The organism is Mangrovitalea sediminis, assembly GCF_002514725.1.
Taxonomy (GTDB): Bacteria; Pseudomonadota; Gammaproteobacteria; order Pseudomonadales; family Oleiphilaceae; genus Mangrovitalea; species Mangrovitalea sediminis.
This window is the reverse complement of record NZ_NTLB01000001.1, coordinates 87909-105626: the sequence shown is the minus strand read 5'-3', so window position 1 is coordinate 105626 and position 17718 is coordinate 87909. Positions and strand designations below refer to the sequence as shown.

The window sequence follows — 17718 nt, the reverse complement described above, 5'->3', positions numbered from 1 at the left end:
GGAAAGGGCTAGTTGTTAGACTCCGGCGGACTGGGATTCCCTGCCCGCAGCATGTTGAGCATCGGGTCGAGGAGGCAGGGGAGATCCTGGGCCAACGCCAACTCGTTCAGCGTTCGCATGCCGACGAACAGGGCCACCAGCAGTGTTGAAAACGCCTGCGGGTCCAGGTCGTCACGCAACCATTCGCAGCGTTGACCCTCGCCGATCTTGGTCGCGATCTGTGACATGGCATTCAGTAGCAATGACTGGTAGGCCTGTCGAACGTCCGGCGATCGTGCGCAGGCTTCCAGCAGCTGGTGCATCGGTACCTGCCCGGTTTTGCTGAACGGCAGGTCATCCTGCTGCAGGATGGCGGCCAGGCGGCGTATCATGGTGGCGATATCGCCCTTCTCCACACCTTCCGTACTTTCTATAACAGCGTCGACGACCTGTTGGCTGACGCGCTCCATCACCGCACATATCAAGGCATCGCGGTTGCGAAAATGCTGGTAGAAGGCGCCACGGGTATAGCCCGCGTGGGCGCAGAGTTCGTCCAGGCTGACGTCCAATCCTTTGCCCGGGATCAGTTCGAGCGCCGCGTTGATCAGGGCTTCCCGGCTGGCGGCCTTGGCTTCCTGGCGGGGGCGGGGGCGTTGTCCTGTGGCGGTTTTCCTGGGCATGATCATGTGACTGGCGGCGATGTGTTGATGTCCGGCATCGTATATGAAGGCGCGCGGCCCTGTCCATGTGCGCCTCGTTGATACCTAAACAGTTGGCAGGGGCCAATGTTTCGTGTTTTTACGGGATTTCTTAATCAGACGGGGTAAAGCGTTCTACACTCAGGCTATAGTGTGCTTTTTGGGGTGGAGGCTTTATTCCTTTCCTCAAGTTTACCTCGGTCGTCCGAAGCTCTCCTAATATGGCCGGTGGCGTGTGTATGATTCTCAGCCTTCTGCTGTCCGGCTTTATCATCCCAGTGGTTTGCAGCAATGAAAGATAAGAAGTTGAAGTTGAAAACCAGTGAACTGGTTCCGGGTCTCTATGTCGATTTGGAACTGTCCTGGAAGGATCATCCCTTCCTTTTTCGCAGTTTCAAAATCCGTTCCCAGCGGGACATCAACATTATCCAGGGACTGGGGCTCGAGACGGTCACCGTCTATCCCGGTCGCTCCGATATCAAGGTACCCAAGCCCGCCGAAGATGCACCGGTGGAAGAGGTCGCTGCGGCAGAAGATGAGCAGGAGCAGCTGTGGGACGAAAAACGCAATCGCATCGAGAAAGCGAGCTATTACCGGCTCCGTCGCCAGAAGGTTTATAACCAGTACAAGGAATCGGCCAAGCGGGTAAAGCGTTTTACGCAAAACCTGCAGCAGGCGCCGGCCAACGCCGTGCGGGATGCTGCCGAGATCATCGATGACATGGCAGCCGCCTTCGAACAGGACGGTAATGTCCTGATGAACCTGATCAATCTGTCGTCGGCGGATTTCAGTCTCTATCACCATGCCTTGAACGTCACGGTACTCTCGCTCTCACTGGGCAGCGCCATGGGGATGCGTAATGAGGAATTGCGCCACCTGGGGATGGGGGCTGTTCTGCATGATGTTGGTAAGATTGCCGTGCCGGTGAAGATCCTGCATAAGAAAGGCAAGCTGACCCACGCTGAGCAGGGGATACTCGACTCCCATCCTCTTTTGGGAACGCGTCTGGCCCAGCGCATCCAGGATTTGCCGAAAATCGCCGTTGACGCCATCGAAAAACATCATGAACTGCTGGATGGCTCGGGGTACCCGCGCGGTAAGGATTGTGGAGCCTTGTCGATACATGCCCAGATCGTGGCGATTGCCAATCTATACGACAATCTCTGCAATCCGGCAGACTCGTCGCATGCGTTGACGCCCAAGTCGGCGCTGGCCGTTCTCTATGCCAAGTACCGTGAGCGGCTCGACAGCAAACTGATCGAGCGTTTCGTGCATACGTTGGGGGTGTATCCGCCCGGCACCGTTGTACGTCTGTCCGACGATAGTGTGGGGTTGGTTGTGACGGTCGATCCACAAGCGTTGCTGCGGCCCACCGTACTGCTCTACAACCCGGACATTCCCAAGACCGAGGCCCTGATGATCGATCTCCAGCAGTATCCGGACCTGGAAGTGGCCGACGTCCTCAAGCCGGGAGACTACCCCGCCCGTATCTACGACTACCTCGGCGTTAAGGAACGGGTCGGTTACTTCTTCGAGGAGCGGCCCTGAGGGCCGTTCGAGCCCTGCCGTTTCATTCGTTTTCGGTCACCGCTATGTTCGGTGTTATGCAGGAATCTTTGTGCTAAATCAGTTTTATGGGCGGGTAATGCCGCTAGTATAACGGGGAATGATCCATCGTTAGCTTTCAGGTATTTGTCTTCGGAGTGTCATATAGACGGTTGTATGAAACCCAATGTGAGTGCGCCTGATAACGTTCTCGGTAACAATCTGGACAATGAGAAGGAAGCTGGAATGAAATGTAACGTTGGCAAAACGGATAGAACGCTAAGGGTCGTTGTCGGCATCGTGATCGTTGCTGCCGGAGTTTATTTTCAATCATGGTGGGGAGCCATAGGGGTTATTCCCATTTTCACGGGAGCCACCGGTTGGTGCCCTGCGTACCTGCCTTTTGGGATCTCGACCTGCAAGAAATAAGGTGGAGCCTGCACCGGTAGCAGCGCGTCTCATCAAGGGGGGATCGACTGCTGTTTCAGCCGATGGGGGCGACGTCGTTTTTCTGATCCAATCTGACTCGATCTGAGCGCCTCCGCAACCCTCTCGTTCCTTCCAAAACCTGTAGTCCTGCGGGCTACTATTGATTTAACAGATATTGGTTTAACAGACACCCTGATTTGAGGTAAGGGTATATGCGGCGTTACTTCGCAGATACCTTTGCCATGGTAGTATTCTCGACGGCCTGTGGTGTTCTCGTGGAAATCGTTATCGCTAGAATTTTTGTCCGTTAACTGGATACCGGACTGGGGGCTGTATGTCAGATATCGCACAAACACCTGAGCCGCCTTATTACGCGGTTATTTTCAGTAGTCTTCGGACGGACGCGGACAATGGCTACGCTGAAATGGCTGAGCGCATGATGAAGCTGGCGTCGGCGCAACCGGGGTTTCTGGGTGTGGAGTCGGCACGGGACGGCTTGGGTATCACGGTTTCCTACTGGGACAGTCTGGACGCCATCAAAAATTGGAAGCGACACGCCGAGCATCAGGAGGCGCAACGCCTGGGGCGGCAGCAATGGTATTCCAGTTTTCGGGTCAGGATCGCGAAGGTTGAGCGTGAGTACGGTATATAGCCTGTCAACTTGATGGCCTAGGCCCTACTGGCGCGCATTTCGCGACTGGTGCGGCCGACGGCTCGCGTCCGCTTAGCGTCGGCCGCACCAGTGGATCGATTTTATCGGTTTGTGTGTCCTGCTCGGGGCTTCATCCGCCAAACCCTTCCAGTACGATCTTACCGACGGCTTTGCCGGACTCCAGCAATGCGTGAGCGCGACGGAGGTTCTCGGCGTTGATCTCTCCGAAGTGCTCGCCCAGTGTGGTGGTGACGATCCCGCTGTCGACCAGGTCAGCAACCTCGTTGAGCAGCCGGTGCTGGGCAATCATGTCATCGGTCCGATAGGTGGAACGTGTGAACATGGACTCCCAATGCAGCGACAGGCTCTTGCTTTTCAGTGCCTTCACGTTCAGGGATTCAGGGTCGTCGATCAGGCCGTACTTACCCTGCGGGCGTAAGGCTTTCACCGCTTCATCCAAATGTTCGTCACTGTGGGTCAGGCTGACGACATGACTGACTTCTCTCAGCCTGGCCTGCTTCAACGCCACGCTCAAGGGTTGACGGTGATCGATGACATGATGGGCGCCGAGCCTGAGCAGCCAGTCCCGGCTTTGCTGTCGGGAGGCTGTCCCAATGACGGTCAGGTCGGTCAGTCTGCGGGCCAGTTGAACCAGGATGGAACCAACTCCTCCGGCAGCCCCGATGACCAACAGGGTATCGCCGCTGTGCTGTTTTCCCGGCCGCACGCCCAGTCGCTCGAACAGCATTTCCCAGGCCGTGATACTGGTCAGGGGTAATGCGGCAGCCTCGGCGAAGTTCAGTCGGTCGGGCTTCCGGCCAACAATACGTTCGTCAACCAACTGGTATTCGGCGTTGCTACCGGCCCGGGTAATGTCTCCCGCATACCAGACAGCGTCCCCCGGTTGGAACAGGCTCACATTCGGACCTACGGCCTTGACGATGCCGGCGGCATCCCAGCCAAGCACTTTCCAGGCGCCATCCGACGGCGCGCTGGCGCGACGCACCTTGGTGTCCACCGGGTTTACGGCGATTGCCTTGACCTCTATCAGCAGGTCATGGCCGGAAACTTCAGGCATCGGGCACTCGATATCCATCAGGGCCCGGGTGTCGTCGATTGACAGGGATTGCTGGTAGCCGACGGCTTTCATGGTGTGGGGCATGAGGTGTCTCCTGCTGTGTTGACGGTGGCTCAACGTAGCCGCCTGTGTATCGCGCCGTCCTGTTGGCCGGGGCGACCCGTTGCCGGCGCTGATGACCGGTTTGGCCCAGTCTAAGACGCTCGCTCAATTTGAAAAATGGGATGAAAATGGATTCTGTATCAATTAAATTTTGAAAATGCGCTCACTTCAGGATTTGAAAATCTTTGTCGAAACGGCCCGCCGGGGCAGTCTGACTGCAGCCGCCCGGGTGATGGATCTCTCTCCTGCTGCCACTAGCGCCGCGGTCAAGCGCTTGGAGGCGGAGCTGGGCACCCCGCTGTTTATTCGTTCCACTCGCAGTTTGCGCCTCACCCATCCCGGGGAGGTGTTCCTGGAGCACTGCGAGCAGGCCCTGCAACTCGTCGGTGATGGCTTTCAGGCGGTGCGCACGGGGCAGACGGTAATTCGGGATGTCTTGCAGTTGTCGATGCCATCCGATGTCGGTCGCCACTACCTTTTGCCCTGGCTGGACGACTTTATGGAGCGCTATCCGAAGGTGGATGTCCGGCTTCAGCTCTCGGATCGACTGGTCGACATCTATCAGCAACCTGTGGATATCGCCCTGCGTTATGGCGAGCCGCCGGAGTCCAGCCTTATTGCCTTACCTATCGTCGCGAAGAACCGGCGTGTCCTGTGTGCGTCCCCGGACTATCTGGCCCGTTATGGCGAACCGGACTCCCCACTGGCCCTGAGCGGCCACAATTGTCTGTGCTTTATGCTGGGCGAGGATGTCCATGCCCGCTGGCGTTTCTGGAAGGACGGGCAGGAATTGTCGGTAAAGGTGCGGGGGAATCGGACCGCGAATGATGGCGATGCCGTACACCGCTGGGTCCTGGCAGGGAAAGGCATCGCCTACAAATCTTTGTTGGATGTGGCGGATGACCTGCGGGCAGGCCGTCTGGTGTCTCTCTGTCGCGACTGGCAAACAGAGCCCACGCCGTTGAACCTGGTGTGTGCCGACCGCCGTCAACTGAGCCCCGCCGTGCAGGCGCTGAGGCATTTTCTGGTGGAACGGTGCGAGGCGGTCTTTGGGAGTTCACTCCTCGGGTAAGCGGGTCTTCTCTTGATCCGCAATGACCCGTCGTGGCCCAGGCCGGTAGTTTACGGGAACCGATAGCAAAGCGGTTCCATGCGTTGATCGCGATAATGAGTAGCGTCAGATCGGCAAGGCCGGCGTCGCAAAGGCGTCGACACATTCGCCGATCAGCCAGCGCAGTCCCGGTTCGCGATCGTTGGCGGCAGCCCAGAGTAGCGACACTTCGTAATCCGGAACGGCTAGGGGGATGGGGCTTATGGCGAGGCCGAGCGTGTCGCGCCAGAGCCGGGCGGTAAAGTCCGGCACGGTGGTGATGGCGGGAATCCGCTTGAGAATAAAGGGGTTGGTAGCGAAGTTAGGGCCTGCATAGATGACCCGGCGCTGAAGGTTCTGCTCCGCCAGAAGCTCGTCGATATAGCCGGTCAGCGTGGCGTGAAATGAGGTCAGCACATGGCGGTGCGCGAGGTATTCCTGGAGGGTTATGGCATCTCCGGCAAGGGATATCTGCTGAGGATCGTAAACACAGACAAAGGACCAGCGAAACAATGGGCGCAGGCAGTGCCAGGGGGCACATTGCTTGAAGACGCCTACGCCCAGATCGATCTCTCCGGCGTCGAGCATGTCAGGTGCCGCCGAGTCCGCGGCCTGCCGGGTGACGACCTGGACTCCGGGTGCCTTATCGGTAAGCCGGCCCATCAGCTCGGGCATTAATGCCATCCCCAGTGAGTCTGTCAGGCCGATGTTGAAGACCCGTTGGGCTTCGGCAGGGACAAAACCTGCCGGCTGGGTGAGTGCTTGGTGCAGCGATGCCAGTAACGGCTCGATGCGCCGCCAGAGTTCCTGGGCCCTTGGCGTCGGCACCATCCCTTGAGGTGTGCGCACGAACAATTCGTCGCCAAAGGCTGCCCGAAGTCGCTTGAGGGCACCGCTCATGGCGGGTTGTCCCAGAAACAGCCGTTCCGCCGCCAAGGTCACGCTGCGCTCCTGCATCAACGCACGGAATGCCAGCAGCAGGTTCAGGTCCAGGCGCCTTAAATCATTTTCAATGATGTTATTCATAAAATTAAACGATTTGAATGATGTCAGTCTAACACCGATCCTGAGCGCAGGCCCAATCCTTTCGGAGGGCTTTCAATTCAGGAGAAACACTATGGCACTGGAACAGCAGAAAATTGTGGTAATGGGCGGTTCTTCGGGCGTCGGCTTGTCCGCGGTGGCGCGCTTCGCGAAGGCCGGCGCTGAAGTTATTGCGGTAGCCCGTAACGCGGATAGGCTGGCGTCGGCCATTGAGGGGCTGCCGGGCAGGGTGGGAGGTATTGCGCTGGATGGCACCGACCGGGAGGCGCTTGACGACTTCTTTACAACCCTGGGCAACTTTGATCATCTCGTGCTGACATTAAGTGGCGGCGAGGGGGCCGGAGAGTTCGCGACCTTGGATCTGGCCGCTCTACGACGAGGTTTCGAGGCCAAGTTCTGGCCACAGCTGGAGGTGGCCCAGGCGAGTCTGCCATGGCTGCGCAAAGGCGGCAGTATCACGTTCGTGACCGCTATCTCTGCACGCATTGCCAATCCCGGAACGTCTGGTCTCGCGGCGATCAATGGCGCGCTGGAGTCCATGATTGGCACTCTGGCCCGGGAATTGGGCCCGGTGCGGGTCAATGCGGTGTCTCCCGGTGTCATCGATACGCCCTGGTGGAATGCCGTTCCGGCCGACTTCAAGGCAGCGGTTTTCCAGCAACAGGCGGAGGCCCTGCCGGTCGGACGGGTCGGGCGTCCGGATGAGGTTGCGCAGGCCATCGAGTTCCTTGTCGGCAATGGCTTTACCACGGGCACGGTGTTGCCTTGTGATGGGGGGCTGAGCCTGTTGTAATCGTCGTGTTTCGTGAGAAGGTTGGTCAGCATAATCGCTGTCCGCCCAGGCGGCCCCCGAGTATGCTGATGTGAAGGACAAGGAGGCTCTCATGCAATACGAACTGTTTTACTGGCCCTCGATCCAGGGTCGTGGCGAATTCGTCAGGCTGGCGCTTGAGGACGCTGGGGCGGATTACATCGACGTGGCGCGGGAATCGGGGCCGGCACAGGGTATCGAGGTGATGGTCGCCTTGATGGATCAAGGCGACCGGCCGCCCTTTGCACCGCCATTTCTCCGGGTGGATGACCTGATCGTCGCGCAGACGGCCAATATCCTGTTCTTTCTTGGGCCGGCGCTGGATCTGGTGCCGACAGGGGAGACGGAACGTCTTTGGGCCCACCAGCTGCAACTGACGGTGACCGACTTCGTTGCCGAAATCCACAACGTGCATCATCCCCTATCGGCTGAACTCTATTACGAGGACCAGACGGCGGCTGCCGCGGAAGCCGCGACCTGTTTCCTCGAGGCGCGCATGCCCCGCTTCATGGGATATTTCGAGTCTGTGTTGCAGGCGGCGGGCGGTCACTATCTGTTGGGTGAGAGCCTTTCTTATGTGGATCTCTCGATATTCCAGTTGATAGCCGGTCTGCGTTATGCCTTTCCTAACGCCATGGCACGTGACGAAGGTCTCTATCCCGGCGTGGTGGCCTTGCACGACAGGGTCGCCTTAAGACCGAATATCGCTGCTTACCTGGCATCAAAGCGCCGCATCGCGTTTAATGAAGAGGGAATTTTTCGGCACTATCCGGAACTTGACATCTAAGCGCCCCCCTTGGGAGAAAGCCCATGTCTCACCGCACGACGCCGTTGACCGAAACGCTGCATGCCTACCTGCTGAATGTGTCCCTGCGCGAAAACCCGCTATTGACGCAACTGCGTGAGGAAACTGCCCGCCTGCCTGAAGCCAATATGCAGATTTCGCCCGAGCAGGGGCAGCTGATGCAGATGCTGGTCCGATTGCTGGGTGCGAAAAAGGTGATAGAAGTGGGAACCTTTACCGGCTACAGCTCTCTGGCCATGGCATTGGCGCTCCCCAGCGATGGCTGTATCGTTGCCTGCGATGTCAGTGAAATCTGGACCGCGACTGCCCGCCGCTATTGGCGGGAAGCGGGGGTTTGTGGACGTATCGATCTGCGCCTGGGGCCAGCGACCGAGACGCTGAACGGCATGATTCAGCAGGGGAGTAGCGGCCAATACGACTTTGCGTTTATCGATGCGGACAAGACCGGCTATGCTGATTATTACGAAAAGTGTCTGCAATTGCTGCGAGGTGGCGGGGTCGTCGCATTCGATAACACGCTATGGCATGGCAAGGTTGCCGATCCGGCGGTTCACGACGAGGACACCGAAGCGCTGCGCCGTTTTAATCGTGCTCTGCACAGTGACGACCGCATCGATCTCAGCATGATCCCTATCGGCGATGGATTGACCCTGGCACGCAAGCGTTGACCGGGCATCTTGAGGATGACCGTCGACATTGATGTGCGTGTAGTTGGCGGGCTTTCCGGGTAAGCGACTTCAGGTAATCGGCTATTCTGGGTTGGTGCCGAATGTCGGCGCATTCAATCGCCGAGCGCCACCGCTATGGCGAGCAGGGGAATCGTTGAGGACCAGAAAGGGGTTATTCGATGGGCAGCAGTAGTACGCTGATCTGGGGCATCGTGTTCGGATCGGTCGGTGCGGGATACCTGATTTACGGTAAGAAGCGTCAGCGGTTGGGGGCGTTCCTGGCCGGGCTTGGGCTTTGTGTCTACCCCATGTTCGTCGAGTCGGTCTGGGCCACCGTGCTTATGGGCGTCGCCCTGATACTGGTACCCTTCTTCTATCGGGACTAGCTCCCTACAGTGGTAACGTGGGCCCGCGGACCCACGTTTCCTGCAGCCAGCGTCAGTGTCGGATCAGCTGTGCTCCGGTCCAAAGTGCCTTGCCCGCCCGCTCATATTGACGGGGTAGCTGCAGTTCCACACCGAGTGCCTCAGCAGCGTGCCAGCCCCAGCGCGGGTCGTCCAGGAAGGCGCGTGCCAAGGCCACCTGATCGGCCTTACCCTCGGCAATAATGGCTTCGGCCTGTTCCGGTGCGACGATCATGCCGACCGTCCGGGTCACCATGCCGCTCTGTTGGCGAACCTGCTCCGCGAGCGGCACCTGATAATTCGGTCCCGTGGGAATCCGCACATGGGGCACAGCGCCGCCGCTGGAGACACCAACAAACTCGAGGCCGATATCGCGTAGCTCGCACGCAAAGCGTCCGGCGTCCTCCACACTGAAACCGTCCTCCACCCAATCTGTTCCGGTGATACGGGCGCCCAGCGCTACATGTTCGGGCACTGCCGCGCGCACGGCGCGGGCGATCCGCAGTGGGAAGCGCATCCGGTTTTCCAGTGAGCCGCCGTAGTCATCGGTCCGCCGGTTGGTTAACGGTGACAGGAACTCATGGATCAGGTAGCCGTGAGCGCCGTGCAGTTCTAGCAGGTCGAAGCCCAGTCGTACGGCGCGTTGGGCGGCTTGTACGAAGGCAGCCTCGACCCGGTCCATACCGGCGTCGTCGAGTGCTTCCGGGGTATGCCAGCCGGTATCGAACGGCAGGGCGGAGGGCGCGACGGTTGGCCAGGGATCCTGCTCGCCGGTCAGGGCTTGGCCTCCTTCCCATGGGCGCTGCGCCGACGCTTTGCGCCCGGCGTGGGCCAACTGAATACCGAAAGCGGTGCCCGGTAACGCCACACGGCGCGCGGCGCTAAGCACCCGGTCCAGGGCGGCTTCGTTGGCGTCGGAGTAGAGACCGAGACAGCCGTGGGTAATACGCCCGCGCCGTTCGACGCCGGTCGCCTCCACGACCACCAAGCCAGCGCCGGAGTAGGCCAGTTGCATGAGGTGCTGCAAATGCCAATCGGTAGCGCTGCCGTCATCGGCACTGTATTGGCACATCGGCGCAACTGCGATCCGGTTGGGAAGTTTAAGCGGGCCAATCTCTAGCGGGCTGAACAATTCGGCCATTGTCATTCTCTCCTGTTTTCGGGGAATCTATGGGTAACGACCGGCAGCGTTTGTCGGCCGATATGACGCATCGGCATAGCGGGACTGACGCCATCGGACAATATGTGGGGGTGGCGTTGAACATGATAAATCGTATCCCGGTATACGGCATTCTGACCGCTTGGGATCATTGCCGGCAAGAGACAGGGATAAGCCTCGCCATGGTGGCCGGAACGTGAACGATCCGGCGCGGGGCCTTGCCCATGGACCGGCGCGAGAGACCCTGGAACAAACGCTGGCCCGGGTCGATCGCTATGCCTGGCTGCTGGACAGCCGGTTCCGCATCCCTGGAACGGGCATCCGTATTGGTATCGATGGACTGGTGGGGCTGGTGCCCGTACTGGGGGACCTGATCGGCATGATTCTGTCGATGGTCATCCTCTACGAGGCGGTGCGTTGTAGAGCAGGGAAAGGCGTTCTCCTGCGCATGGGGGGGAATATTCTGCTGGAATTCGTAATCGGCGTTGTGCCGCTGCTGGGTGACGCGTTCGATATCTATTGGCGCGCCAACCTGCGTAATGCGCGATTACTGCGGAACCATGTGCGGAAACGACTGCAGCCAGTCCCTCCGCGCCATCATCGGAAGAAGGTCTGGCTGCTGGTCGTTCTGGTGGGCGTCCTGCTGCTTCTGCTCTATCGGCAGGCTGGCGGCTGACGCCGGACCGGGTTGTCTATTCGTAGGTGCAGAGATAGGCGGTCTGCTCTTTTACCTGCAGCTTGAACTTGCGGTTGGCATCGACCTGGAAGCTGTCGCCGCTACTGAAGGTCTGCCACGCGTCCTGATCCGGCAACTGGACCGTCAGGGCGCCGCTGACCACGGTAATGGTTTCCTTCTGGGACGTGCCGAATTCATAGTCGCCAACATTCATGACGCCGACCGTCGCGGGCAGGGTGGCGGTCTGGAAGGCGATGGATACGACGTTACCGTCAAAGTACTCGTTAACCTTGAACATGATAGGCTCCTGATAAAAGGGATAGCTATAGTAAGGGAAAGGCCCGACGGCAGAACAGGAGGTTTTTCGATGTGGACCACTGTTGCTCAGTATGCCCAGCTGTATGAAGCGCACCTGGCCCGCGCCAGGCTGGAATCCGAAGGGCTCGAGGTGATGATAGCCGATGAGCACACGGTAACGCTGCAATCCCTATACGCCGACGCCCTGGGCGGCGTGCGGGTTCAGGTACTGGATGAGGATGCCGACAGGGCGAGAGCGATCCTCGAAGAAGATCGCTCTCAGCTATTGGACGATGACGGTTAGCGGCCAAGTCGCGCTAGAAACCGCGCCGCTCGGCGAATGGTTTGCTGTCTCCCTTGCCGCTACGCGCCACGGCGGTACGCTGGTTGAGGCGCCCGATGATTTTCTTTTGCAGCCGGGTTTCCCAGTCCAGCGCGGTCTTGTCGTCGGCACTCCAGGTCTGGTTGAACAGCAGCTTGGCTGCAGCCACGGCATCCGGCGACTTTTCCTTCAGCTCGGCGATAAAGTCGTAGGCCTCTTGCAGCGGGTCCTCGCTGACACGGGTCACCATGCCCAGGGAAAGGGCTTCCTCGGCCGGAATCCGGCGCGCGGTCATGGTCAGTTCCTTGGCCTTGTCGATGGGCATCAGTTCGCGCAGGGTGACCATCAGGGACATATCGGGAATCAGTCCCCACTTGGCTTCCATCACCGAAAATTCGCAATCCGGAGTGCTGTAGCGAAAATCCGCGCCCAGTGCTATCTGCAGGCCGCCACCGAAGCAATAGCCGTGGGTAACGGCGATAACCGGTGCCGGTACCTGCCGCCAGAGGTAGGCAACATCCTGCGCCAGGTTGGAAATCTTGCGGCCGGGCTTGACCAGCAGGCGGGCGAAATTCAGCGGGTTGGCGGATACCGTCTTGACATCCAACCCGGTACAGAAGGCCTTGCCGGCCCCTTGCAGGATGACGGCGCGAACCTTGCGCTCCTTCTTCAACTGTTTGGCAGCCTTGACGATACCGTCGAACATCGGCATGTCCAAACCGTTGTACTTGTCGGGTCGGTTGAGGGTGACGGTGGCAATCTCGTTATCGATGTCGAGTAGAACGCGGTCGGCCATGGTGGGGTATCCATCAAAGGTTGCGTAGGCGGCATAGCGTAGTCAATTCGGCCACAGATTCTCAACCTTTGCGTGATAGCATGATGACCAATTCCTGTATTTACGCGGGGATTTCCCCGAAAATCGACACGAAAACCGCAAGGACCGACCTGCTCATGAGTAATCCGTATCCGCATCTGCTGGCGCCGTTGGATCTGGGGTTCACCAGCCTCAGGAACCGCGTGCTGATGGGCTCCATGCATACCGGCCTGGAAGACCGTTTCTGGAATTTGCATAAGCTTGCCGCCTACTTCGCAGAGCGCGCGGAAGGCGGCGTCGGCCTGATCGTGACGGGCGGATTTTCGCCCAACCTGGTTGGACAGCTGTCGCCGCTGGCGTCGACCATGAACAATCGCGTTACGGCGCGACTGCACCGGCATGTCACCGGTGCTGTGCATGAAGCCGGCGGCAAGATCTGCCTGCAACTGCTGCATGCCGGTCGTTACGGTTATCAGCCCCTGATTGTGTCCGCCTCGGCAACCAAGGCGCCGATCAGTCCGTTCAAGGCGCGTGCACTGTCGGCGAAGGGTGTGGATAAACAGATCGAGGATTTTGTCCATGCCGCCAAACTGGCGAAGGATGCTGGTTATGACGGTGTTGAAGTCATGGGGTCCGAAGGCTATTTCATCAATCAGTTCCTCTGTGCCCGCACCAACAAGCGCAAGGATCAGTGGGGCGGCGCCTACGAGAACCGGATGCGTTTGCCGGTGGAAATCGTCAAGCGCATCCGCCAGGCGGTGGGGCCGGAATTTATCATAATCTACCGCCTGTCGATGGCGGATCTGGTGGAGGGCGGCCAGACCTGGGGCGAGGTCGTGCAGTTGGGTAAGGCCATCGAGGGTGCGGGCGCGACGCTGATCAATACCGGCATCGGCTGGCACGAGGCCAGGGTGCCGACCATCGTGACCTCGGTGCCCAGGGCTGCGTTTGCCGGTGTTACCGCGAAGTTCCGGGGGGAGGTGTCCATTCCGGTGGTAACCACCAATCGTATCAACGATCCCCAGGTGGCAGAGGATCTGTTGGCGGGCGGTGTCGCCGATATGGTGTCGATGGCGCGGCCGCTGCTGGCCGATCCTGAATTCGTGCGCAAGGCTGCGCAGGGGCGGGCGGATGAGATCAATACCTGCATCGCCTGTAATCAGGCCTGTCTGGACCACGTGTTCAAGGCCAAGAAAGCGTCCTGTCTGGTCAATCCCCGTGCCGGCCGCGAGACGGAACTGGTCCTCACCGTGGCATCGGTACGTCGAAAAGTGGCGGTGGTGGGTGCCGGGCCGGCGGGCCTGGCGGCTGCCACCACGGCGGCTAAACGTGGCCATTTGGTGACGCTGTTTGAGGCGGATGATCGCATCGGCGGCCAGTTCAACTATGCGAAACGGATTCCGGGCAAGGAAGAGTTCGAGGAGACATTGCGCTACTTCAGGCGCCAGATCGAACTCCTTGATATCGACCTCAAACTGAATCATCGAGTGGAGGCCGAGGCCCTCAAGGCAGCGGGTTTTGACGACGTTATCATCGCCACAGGGGTGTCGCCGAGAACGCCGGCGATAGACGGCATTGAACATCCGAAGGTGCTGGGCTATCTCGACGTCCTGCGCGACAACAAGCCGGTGGGGGCTTCGGTGGCGGTGATCGGCGCTGGCGGTATCGGCTTCGATGTCAGCGAATTCCTGACTCATGACTTTCAGGCTCATCCGGAAGGGCAACAGATCGATATCGCCTCCTGGCAGGCTGAGTGGGGGGTGGACGGTGCATTCGAAAGCCCCGGTGCCCTGACGAATCCGCAACCGGTGACGTCGCCACGCCAGGTTTACCTGCTACAACGCAAGACCAGCAAGCCGGGGGCCGGTCTGGGCAAAACCTCGGGTTGGGTCCATCGTACCGCGCTTAAGCACCGTCATGTAGAGATGCTGGCCGGCTGTAGCTATGAGCGCATCGATGATGAGGGGTTACACCTGAAAATCGGCGACGAGCGCCGTGTGCTGGCTGTGGACAACGTCATTATCTGTGCCGGTCAGTCACCGAGACGGGAGTTGGCGGATGCCTTGGCGGACAGCGGGATACGGGTGCAGGTCGTCGGTGGTGCGGACGTGGCGGCGGAGCTGGATGCCAAGCGGGCCATCCGCCAGGGGACGGAGGTGGCTGCCGCTCTCTAACGAAACCGGAAAGGCGGGACCGCGGTGTTACCCGAGCGGCGTCGGAGCAACCCGTAGGGCGCAATAACCGTAGGGCATTGCGCCAAGCGGTGGCGTGCGAAGTCTGAGTTGGGGGGGCTGGGTGTAGCGTCGCCGTTGATATGCCATGCGAATTCACTACACCAACTTGAGCCTCATACGGCGCAATGCCCTACGGTTATTGCGCCCTACCAGGACTACCGTTTTGCACGGTTTAGCCTGGAAAAGCCGTTTCAGTGGCGCAATCCTGCCATCGCCTGACTCAGCTGGTCCGACACCTGTCCCAACTGATCGATAGCTTCGCCGGTTGCCTCGATATCGCGGCGGGTGGCCTGGCTGAGGGCTTCAACATCGCTCATGTCCTTAAGCACTGCCCCGCCGGCTTTTGCTTGCTGTGCGGTGGTTTCTGCCATGTTGTGCACCATGCCGATCGTTTCGCCCATCGACTTTTCGACGTCGGCCAGGACCTGTTCCAGGGTCGTGCCGGACTGGACGCCTGCCTGAACCGCTTGTCGCGCTTCGGCCATGGCTGACAGCACGGCATTGGCGTGTTCGTGGATGGTGCGGATCAAGTCCTGGATATTGTGCGTCGAGGCTGCGGTCTTACGCGATAGCTGGCGAACTTCGTCGGCCACCACCGCAAACCCCCTGCCGTGCTCGCCGGCCCGTGCCGCTTCGATGGAGGCGTTCAGGGCAAGCAGGTTGGTCTGTTCGGTAACGCCGTGGATCATGTCCAGGACCTGGCCGATCTCGCGCAACTCGGACTCCAGCACTTCCAGCGTCTGCGACGCGACATCCACCCGTTCTTCCACCTGTCCCAGTACGGTGCCGGTCTGGCGACCGGCGTTGGAACCTTCGCCAATCTGCTGACGGGTCTGGTCTACCTGACCGGTCAGGCGATGGGCGAAGTCGGCCAGGGTGTGTCCCTGGGACTCGATATCCGACATGGATTCACGAACCGACTGAATACGGGCGAACTGCTGCCGGGCGTTCTGGCCCACGGAATCGGCATGACGGCGCAAGTCTCCGGCGCTGTCGCCGGTGTCGGTGACCGAACGGTCGATGACATCGATCAGTTCGTGGACGTGGGCGACAAAACCGTTGATATGGGCGCAGATCTGACTGATCTCATCCCCGGTTGCCGTGGGAAGGCGGGTATCGAGGTGGCCCTGCTGTAAGCGATCGACGGCGGCGGAGACAGACATGATATTGCGGCGCAGACGTCCGCTGACCCGGCCCTGGAACAGGCCGATGATCAATACGGCCAAGGCCAGCGGCGTGACGATGGTCCAGACGATACGCTCCATGGCACTGCTGATGCGCTGATTGGCGGCGGCTTCGCGTTGGTGGTTCTCGGCGATCAGCGTATTCAGTGTGGCCGCCATGGGCTGCAACTGATCCTTGAACAGGGCGTCGGGGATCTGGATGGCATCGGCAGGGCTGTCGGAGGCGATCTTCAGTGCGCCCAGCCAGCCTGCGTAGTATTGCTGCCAGTTGGCCTGCGCCGTTTTGAGCTGTTTGCGCGAGGCCGGATTCTGAATGTCCGTACTCAGCTCGGCGAACAGTGGGTCGATGACGGCCTTGGTCGCATCGAGATGCTTGCGGGTGTCGTCGTAGAGAATCGGGTCGTCCCGCGATACCGCCATGGCGCTGGCGAGAATGCGCAGGAGTGCCTTCTCGGAACGTTGTAGCACCTGGTCATGTTGATAATCATGGCGAAGGCGGAGCAGGGTCTGTCCTGACAGGGCCATGACCAATAACAGGCTGATCACGGTCAACGCCATGACCAGTCGAAGCTGGGTACGGATTTTCATAACACACCTGAGAGGTACATCGTGCAGACATCACTGTGCGACGCTCTTATGACCGTTGTGTGACAAATGTCAGGAATGCGACCTGCGGCCCATTGTGCGTGGTCAAAAGCGACGTCGGTCTAGCGGGAAAAACGTGTGCGATAGGCGCTGGGGGAGAGACCCGTATGACGCTTGAACAGGCGGCTGAAGGAACTGAGATCCTCGTAGCCGACGATGCGGGTGACCTGCTCGACTGTGAGGTGAGGTGTCTCCAGATAGCGCTTGGCGTTTTCCAGGCGCAGCCGTTGGAGGTAGGTCAAAGGACGATCACCGGTGGCAGCGGTAAAGCGTCGCAGGAAGGTGCGCGGACTCAGGTTGATGCGATGCGCCAGCCCCTCGATGTCGACCGGCTCGGCGTAATGCGTCTCCAGCCAGTCCTGTATCGCGAGAATGGCCTCGTCCTGATGGTAGCGGAGGGTGGGCAGCGTGCCGTAGGCCCACTGGCTGGTATGGCCGCGATCGACGACAAAGGCCTTGGCCAGTTCCCGTGCCAGATCCGAGCCGCAGTAGCGCTCCACCAGATACAGGCCCAGGTCCGTCCAGGCGACGCCACCGCCGGCGCAGAAAAGGTTGCCGTCAGCAGTAATCAGGCGTTCGGGTCTCAGGTCGACCTGCGGGTAACGCTGCCGGAACTGGCGGCTGAAGCCCCAGTGCGTTGTGGCCTGACGGTGATCGAGCAGACCGGCTTCGGCCAGCAGGAAGGCGCCGGTGCAATTGCTGGCGATGTCGGTCTGACGCCGGTGCTGGTCCTGAAGCCATTCAAGCAGTGGTCTGTTTTCGCCCAGCACCTTATCGATGGGGCCGCCAATCGTAGGCACCACGACCAGGTCGCTGTGCTGCCGGTCCCTGAGCGCCGCCTGGGCATTGAGTTCGACGCCATTGATGCAGCGGCAGGGGCCGCCATCGAGGGTAGCGAGGGCGACGTCGAATTGTGGTGAGGGGGGCTGGTCATGGATGCGAGCCCAAGTGACGCCGGCCAGTCGAAACAGGTCCAGCATGCCCGTGATGGCGCTGGCGAGGGCCTGGGGGAAGCCGACGATGGTGACCTGATGCATGGTGCTGTTCTGGTTTGGCGGATTTGGCCAAAATTGTGTCAGAAA

The 17718-nt window shown here is 59.8% G+C and carries 20 protein-coding genes; 12 read left to right on the top strand and 8 right to left on the bottom strand.

Annotated elements, in window-relative coordinates; all coding sequences use genetic code 11:
* Positions 1-8: 8 nt before the first annotated feature.
* Positions 9-659: a TetR/AcrR family transcriptional regulator gene (locus CLR77_RS00505; RefSeq protein WP_158227083.1), complete on the bottom strand. Its 651-nt coding sequence runs from the start codon at positions 657-659 to the stop codon at positions 9-11.
* Positions 660-968: 309 nt separating this feature from the next.
* On the opposite strand from CLR77_RS00505, the gene CLR77_RS00500 reads away from it, so the two are divergent.
* The 4 genes from CLR77_RS00500 (at position 969) to CLR77_RS00490 (ending at position 3303) form a co-directional block, all read left to right on the top strand.
* The gene (locus CLR77_RS00500; RefSeq protein WP_097458639.1) at positions 969-2225 is read left to right on the top strand and encodes an HD-GYP domain-containing protein; all 1257 of its coding nucleotides are present in this window, start codon (positions 969-971) and stop codon (positions 2223-2225) included.
* A 174-nt stretch (positions 2226-2399) separates the two neighbouring features.
* Positions 2400-2651: a YgaP family membrane protein gene (locus CLR77_RS00495; RefSeq protein WP_319823061.1), complete on the top strand. Its 252-nt coding sequence runs from the start codon at positions 2400-2402 to the stop codon at positions 2649-2651.
* 212 nt (positions 2652-2863) lie between these two features.
* A complete protein-coding gene (locus CLR77_RS20535) occupies positions 2864-2962 on the top strand; it encodes a hypothetical protein (RefSeq protein WP_143269337.1) in 99 nt (32 codons plus the stop codon).
* 23 nt (positions 2963-2985) lie between these two features.
* The gene (locus tag CLR77_RS00490) at positions 2986-3303 is read left to right on the top strand and encodes an antibiotic biosynthesis monooxygenase family protein (RefSeq protein ID WP_097458637.1); all 318 of its coding nucleotides are present in this window, start codon (positions 2986-2988) and stop codon (positions 3301-3303) included.
* Positions 3304-3433: 130 nt separating this feature from the next.
* Here CLR77_RS00490 and CLR77_RS00485 read toward each other — a convergent pair whose 3' ends face one another.
* Positions 3434-4453, bottom strand: coding sequence for a zinc-binding alcohol dehydrogenase family protein (locus tag CLR77_RS00485; protein ID WP_097459621.1), 1020 nt, complete (start codon positions 4451-4453; stop codon positions 3434-3436).
* Between the two features lie 187 nt (positions 4454-4640).
* On the opposite strand from CLR77_RS00485, the gene CLR77_RS00480 reads away from it, so the two are divergent.
* Positions 4641-5555, top strand: coding sequence for a LysR family transcriptional regulator (locus CLR77_RS00480; protein ID WP_097458636.1), 915 nt, complete (start codon positions 4641-4643; stop codon positions 5553-5555).
* Positions 5556-5660: 105 nt separating this feature from the next.
* Here the strand turns inward: CLR77_RS00480 and CLR77_RS00475 are convergent, their stop codons facing one another.
* On the bottom strand, positions 5661-6599 hold the full coding sequence (locus CLR77_RS00475; protein ID WP_097458635.1) for a LysR family transcriptional regulator: 939 nt from the start codon (positions 6597-6599) through the stop codon (positions 5661-5663).
* Positions 6600-6690: 91 nt separating this feature from the next.
* Between CLR77_RS00475 and CLR77_RS00470 the strand changes: the two genes are divergently transcribed.
* The 4 genes from CLR77_RS00470 to CLR77_RS00455 all read left to right on the top strand — a co-directional run bounded on the left by CLR77_RS00470 (position 6691) and on the right by CLR77_RS00455 (position 9287).
* A complete protein-coding gene (locus tag CLR77_RS00470) occupies positions 6691-7410 on the top strand; it encodes an SDR family oxidoreductase (protein WP_097458634.1) in 720 nt (239 codons plus the stop codon).
* Positions 7411-7501: 91 nt separating this feature from the next.
* The gene (locus CLR77_RS00465; protein WP_097458633.1) at positions 7502-8215 is read left to right on the top strand and encodes a glutathione S-transferase; all 714 of its coding nucleotides are present in this window, start codon (positions 7502-7504) and stop codon (positions 8213-8215) included.
* Between the two features lie 23 nt (positions 8216-8238).
* Positions 8239-8901, top strand: coding sequence for a class I SAM-dependent methyltransferase (locus CLR77_RS00460; protein ID WP_097458632.1), 663 nt, complete (start codon positions 8239-8241; stop codon positions 8899-8901).
* A 179-nt stretch (positions 8902-9080) separates the two neighbouring features.
* Positions 9081-9287 (top strand): hypothetical protein, encoded by a 207-nt coding sequence (locus CLR77_RS00455; protein WP_097458631.1) that lies wholly within the window; start codon positions 9081-9083, stop codon positions 9285-9287.
* Between the two features lie 52 nt (positions 9288-9339).
* Here CLR77_RS00455 and CLR77_RS00450 read toward each other — a convergent pair whose 3' ends face one another.
* A complete protein-coding gene (locus CLR77_RS00450; protein WP_198962625.1) occupies positions 9340-10446 on the bottom strand; it encodes an NADH:flavin oxidoreductase/NADH oxidase in 1107 nt (368 codons plus the stop codon).
* Positions 10447-10660: 214 nt separating this feature from the next.
* Between CLR77_RS00450 and CLR77_RS00440 the strand changes: the two genes are divergently transcribed.
* Positions 10661-11140 carry a DUF4112 domain-containing protein gene (locus tag CLR77_RS00440; protein WP_097458628.1) on the top strand — a complete coding sequence of 160 codons (480 nt, stop codon included), beginning with the start codon at positions 10661-10663 and terminating at the stop codon, positions 11138-11140.
* A gap of 16 nt (positions 11141-11156) precedes the next feature.
* On the opposite strand, the gene ppnP is transcribed toward CLR77_RS00440, so the two are convergent.
* Positions 11157-11438: a pyrimidine/purine nucleoside phosphorylase gene (gene ppnP / locus CLR77_RS00435; RefSeq protein ID WP_097458627.1), complete on the bottom strand. Its 282-nt coding sequence runs from the start codon at positions 11436-11438 to the stop codon at positions 11157-11159.
* Positions 11439-11507: 69 nt separating this feature from the next.
* Between ppnP and CLR77_RS00430 the strand changes: the two genes are divergently transcribed.
* Positions 11508-11741: a putative signal transducing protein gene (locus tag CLR77_RS00430; protein WP_097458626.1), complete on the top strand. Its 234-nt coding sequence runs from the start codon at positions 11508-11510 to the stop codon at positions 11739-11741.
* A 13-nt stretch (positions 11742-11754) separates the two neighbouring features.
* On the opposite strand, the gene CLR77_RS00425 is transcribed toward CLR77_RS00430, so the two are convergent.
* Entirely contained in the window at positions 11755-12555 is an 801-nt protein-coding gene (locus CLR77_RS00425; RefSeq protein WP_097458625.1) for a crotonase/enoyl-CoA hydratase family protein, read from the bottom strand.
* 155 nt (positions 12556-12710) lie between these two features.
* On the opposite strand from CLR77_RS00425, the gene CLR77_RS00420 reads away from it, so the two are divergent.
* Complete coding sequence (locus CLR77_RS00420; protein WP_097459620.1) at positions 12711-14747, top strand: NADPH-dependent 2,4-dienoyl-CoA reductase; 2037 nt, start codon at positions 12711-12713, stop codon at positions 14745-14747.
* Between the two features lie 251 nt (positions 14748-14998).
* Here CLR77_RS00420 and CLR77_RS00415 read toward each other — a convergent pair whose 3' ends face one another.
* The gene (locus CLR77_RS00415; protein ID WP_097458624.1) at positions 14999-16579 is read right to left on the bottom strand and encodes a methyl-accepting chemotaxis protein; all 1581 of its coding nucleotides are present in this window, start codon (positions 16577-16579) and stop codon (positions 14999-15001) included.
* Between the two features lie 119 nt (positions 16580-16698).
* Positions 16699-17673: a GlxA family transcriptional regulator gene (locus tag CLR77_RS00410; protein WP_097458623.1), complete on the bottom strand. Its 975-nt coding sequence runs from the start codon at positions 17671-17673 to the stop codon at positions 16699-16701.
* Positions 17674-17718 lie beyond the last annotated feature (45 nt).

Bases quoted from the DNA above. Each gene is read 5' to 3' on its own strand.
- CLR77_RS00505 (WP_158227083.1), bottom strand. From the start codon at position 659: ATGCCCAGGAAAACCGCCACAGGACAACGCCCCCGCCCCCGCCAGGAA.
- CLR77_RS00500 (WP_097458639.1), top strand. From the start codon at position 969: ATGAAAGATAAGAAGTTGAAGTTGAAAACCAGTGAACTGGTTCCGGGT.
- CLR77_RS00495 (WP_319823061.1), top strand. From the start codon at position 2,400: ATGAAACCCAATGTGAGTGCGCCTGATAACGTTCTCGGTAACAATCTG.
- CLR77_RS20535 (WP_143269337.1), top strand. From the start codon at position 2,864: ATGCGGCGTTACTTCGCAGATACCTTTGCCATGGTAGTATTCTCGACG.
- CLR77_RS00490 (WP_097458637.1), top strand. From the start codon at position 2,986: ATGTCAGATATCGCACAAACACCTGAGCCGCCTTATTACGCGGTTATT.
- CLR77_RS00485 (WP_097459621.1), bottom strand. From the start codon at position 4,453: ATGAAAGCCGTCGGCTACCAGCAATCCCTGTCAATCGACGACACCCGG.
- CLR77_RS00480 (WP_097458636.1), top strand. From the start codon at position 4,641: ATGCGCTCACTTCAGGATTTGAAAATCTTTGTCGAAACGGCCCGCCGG.
- CLR77_RS00475 (WP_097458635.1), bottom strand. From the start codon at position 6,599: ATGAATAACATCATTGAAAATGATTTAAGGCGCCTGGACCTGAACCTG.
- CLR77_RS00470 (WP_097458634.1), top strand. From the start codon at position 6,691: ATGGCACTGGAACAGCAGAAAATTGTGGTAATGGGCGGTTCTTCGGGC.
- CLR77_RS00465 (WP_097458633.1), top strand. From the start codon at position 7,502: ATGCAATACGAACTGTTTTACTGGCCCTCGATCCAGGGTCGTGGCGAA.
- CLR77_RS00460 (WP_097458632.1), top strand. From the start codon at position 8,239: ATGTCTCACCGCACGACGCCGTTGACCGAAACGCTGCATGCCTACCTG.
- CLR77_RS00455 (WP_097458631.1), top strand. From the start codon at position 9,081: ATGGGCAGCAGTAGTACGCTGATCTGGGGCATCGTGTTCGGATCGGTC.
- CLR77_RS00450 (WP_198962625.1), bottom strand. From the start codon at position 10,446: ATGGCCGAATTGTTCAGCCCGCTAGAGATTGGCCCGCTTAAACTTCCC.
- ppnP (WP_097458627.1), bottom strand. From the start codon at position 11,438: ATGTTCAAGGTTAACGAGTACTTTGACGGTAACGTCGTATCCATCGCC.
- CLR77_RS00430 (WP_097458626.1), top strand. From the start codon at position 11,508: ATGTGGACCACTGTTGCTCAGTATGCCCAGCTGTATGAAGCGCACCTG.
- CLR77_RS00425 (WP_097458625.1), bottom strand. From the start codon at position 12,555: ATGGCCGACCGCGTTCTACTCGACATCGATAACGAGATTGCCACCGTC.
- CLR77_RS00420 (WP_097459620.1), top strand. From the start codon at position 12,711: ATGAGTAATCCGTATCCGCATCTGCTGGCGCCGTTGGATCTGGGGTTC.
- CLR77_RS00415 (WP_097458624.1), bottom strand. From the start codon at position 16,579: ATGAAAATCCGTACCCAGCTTCGACTGGTCATGGCGTTGACCGTGATC.
- CLR77_RS00410 (WP_097458623.1), bottom strand. From the start codon at position 17,673: ATGCATCAGGTCACCATCGTCGGCTTCCCCCAGGCCCTCGCCAGCGCC.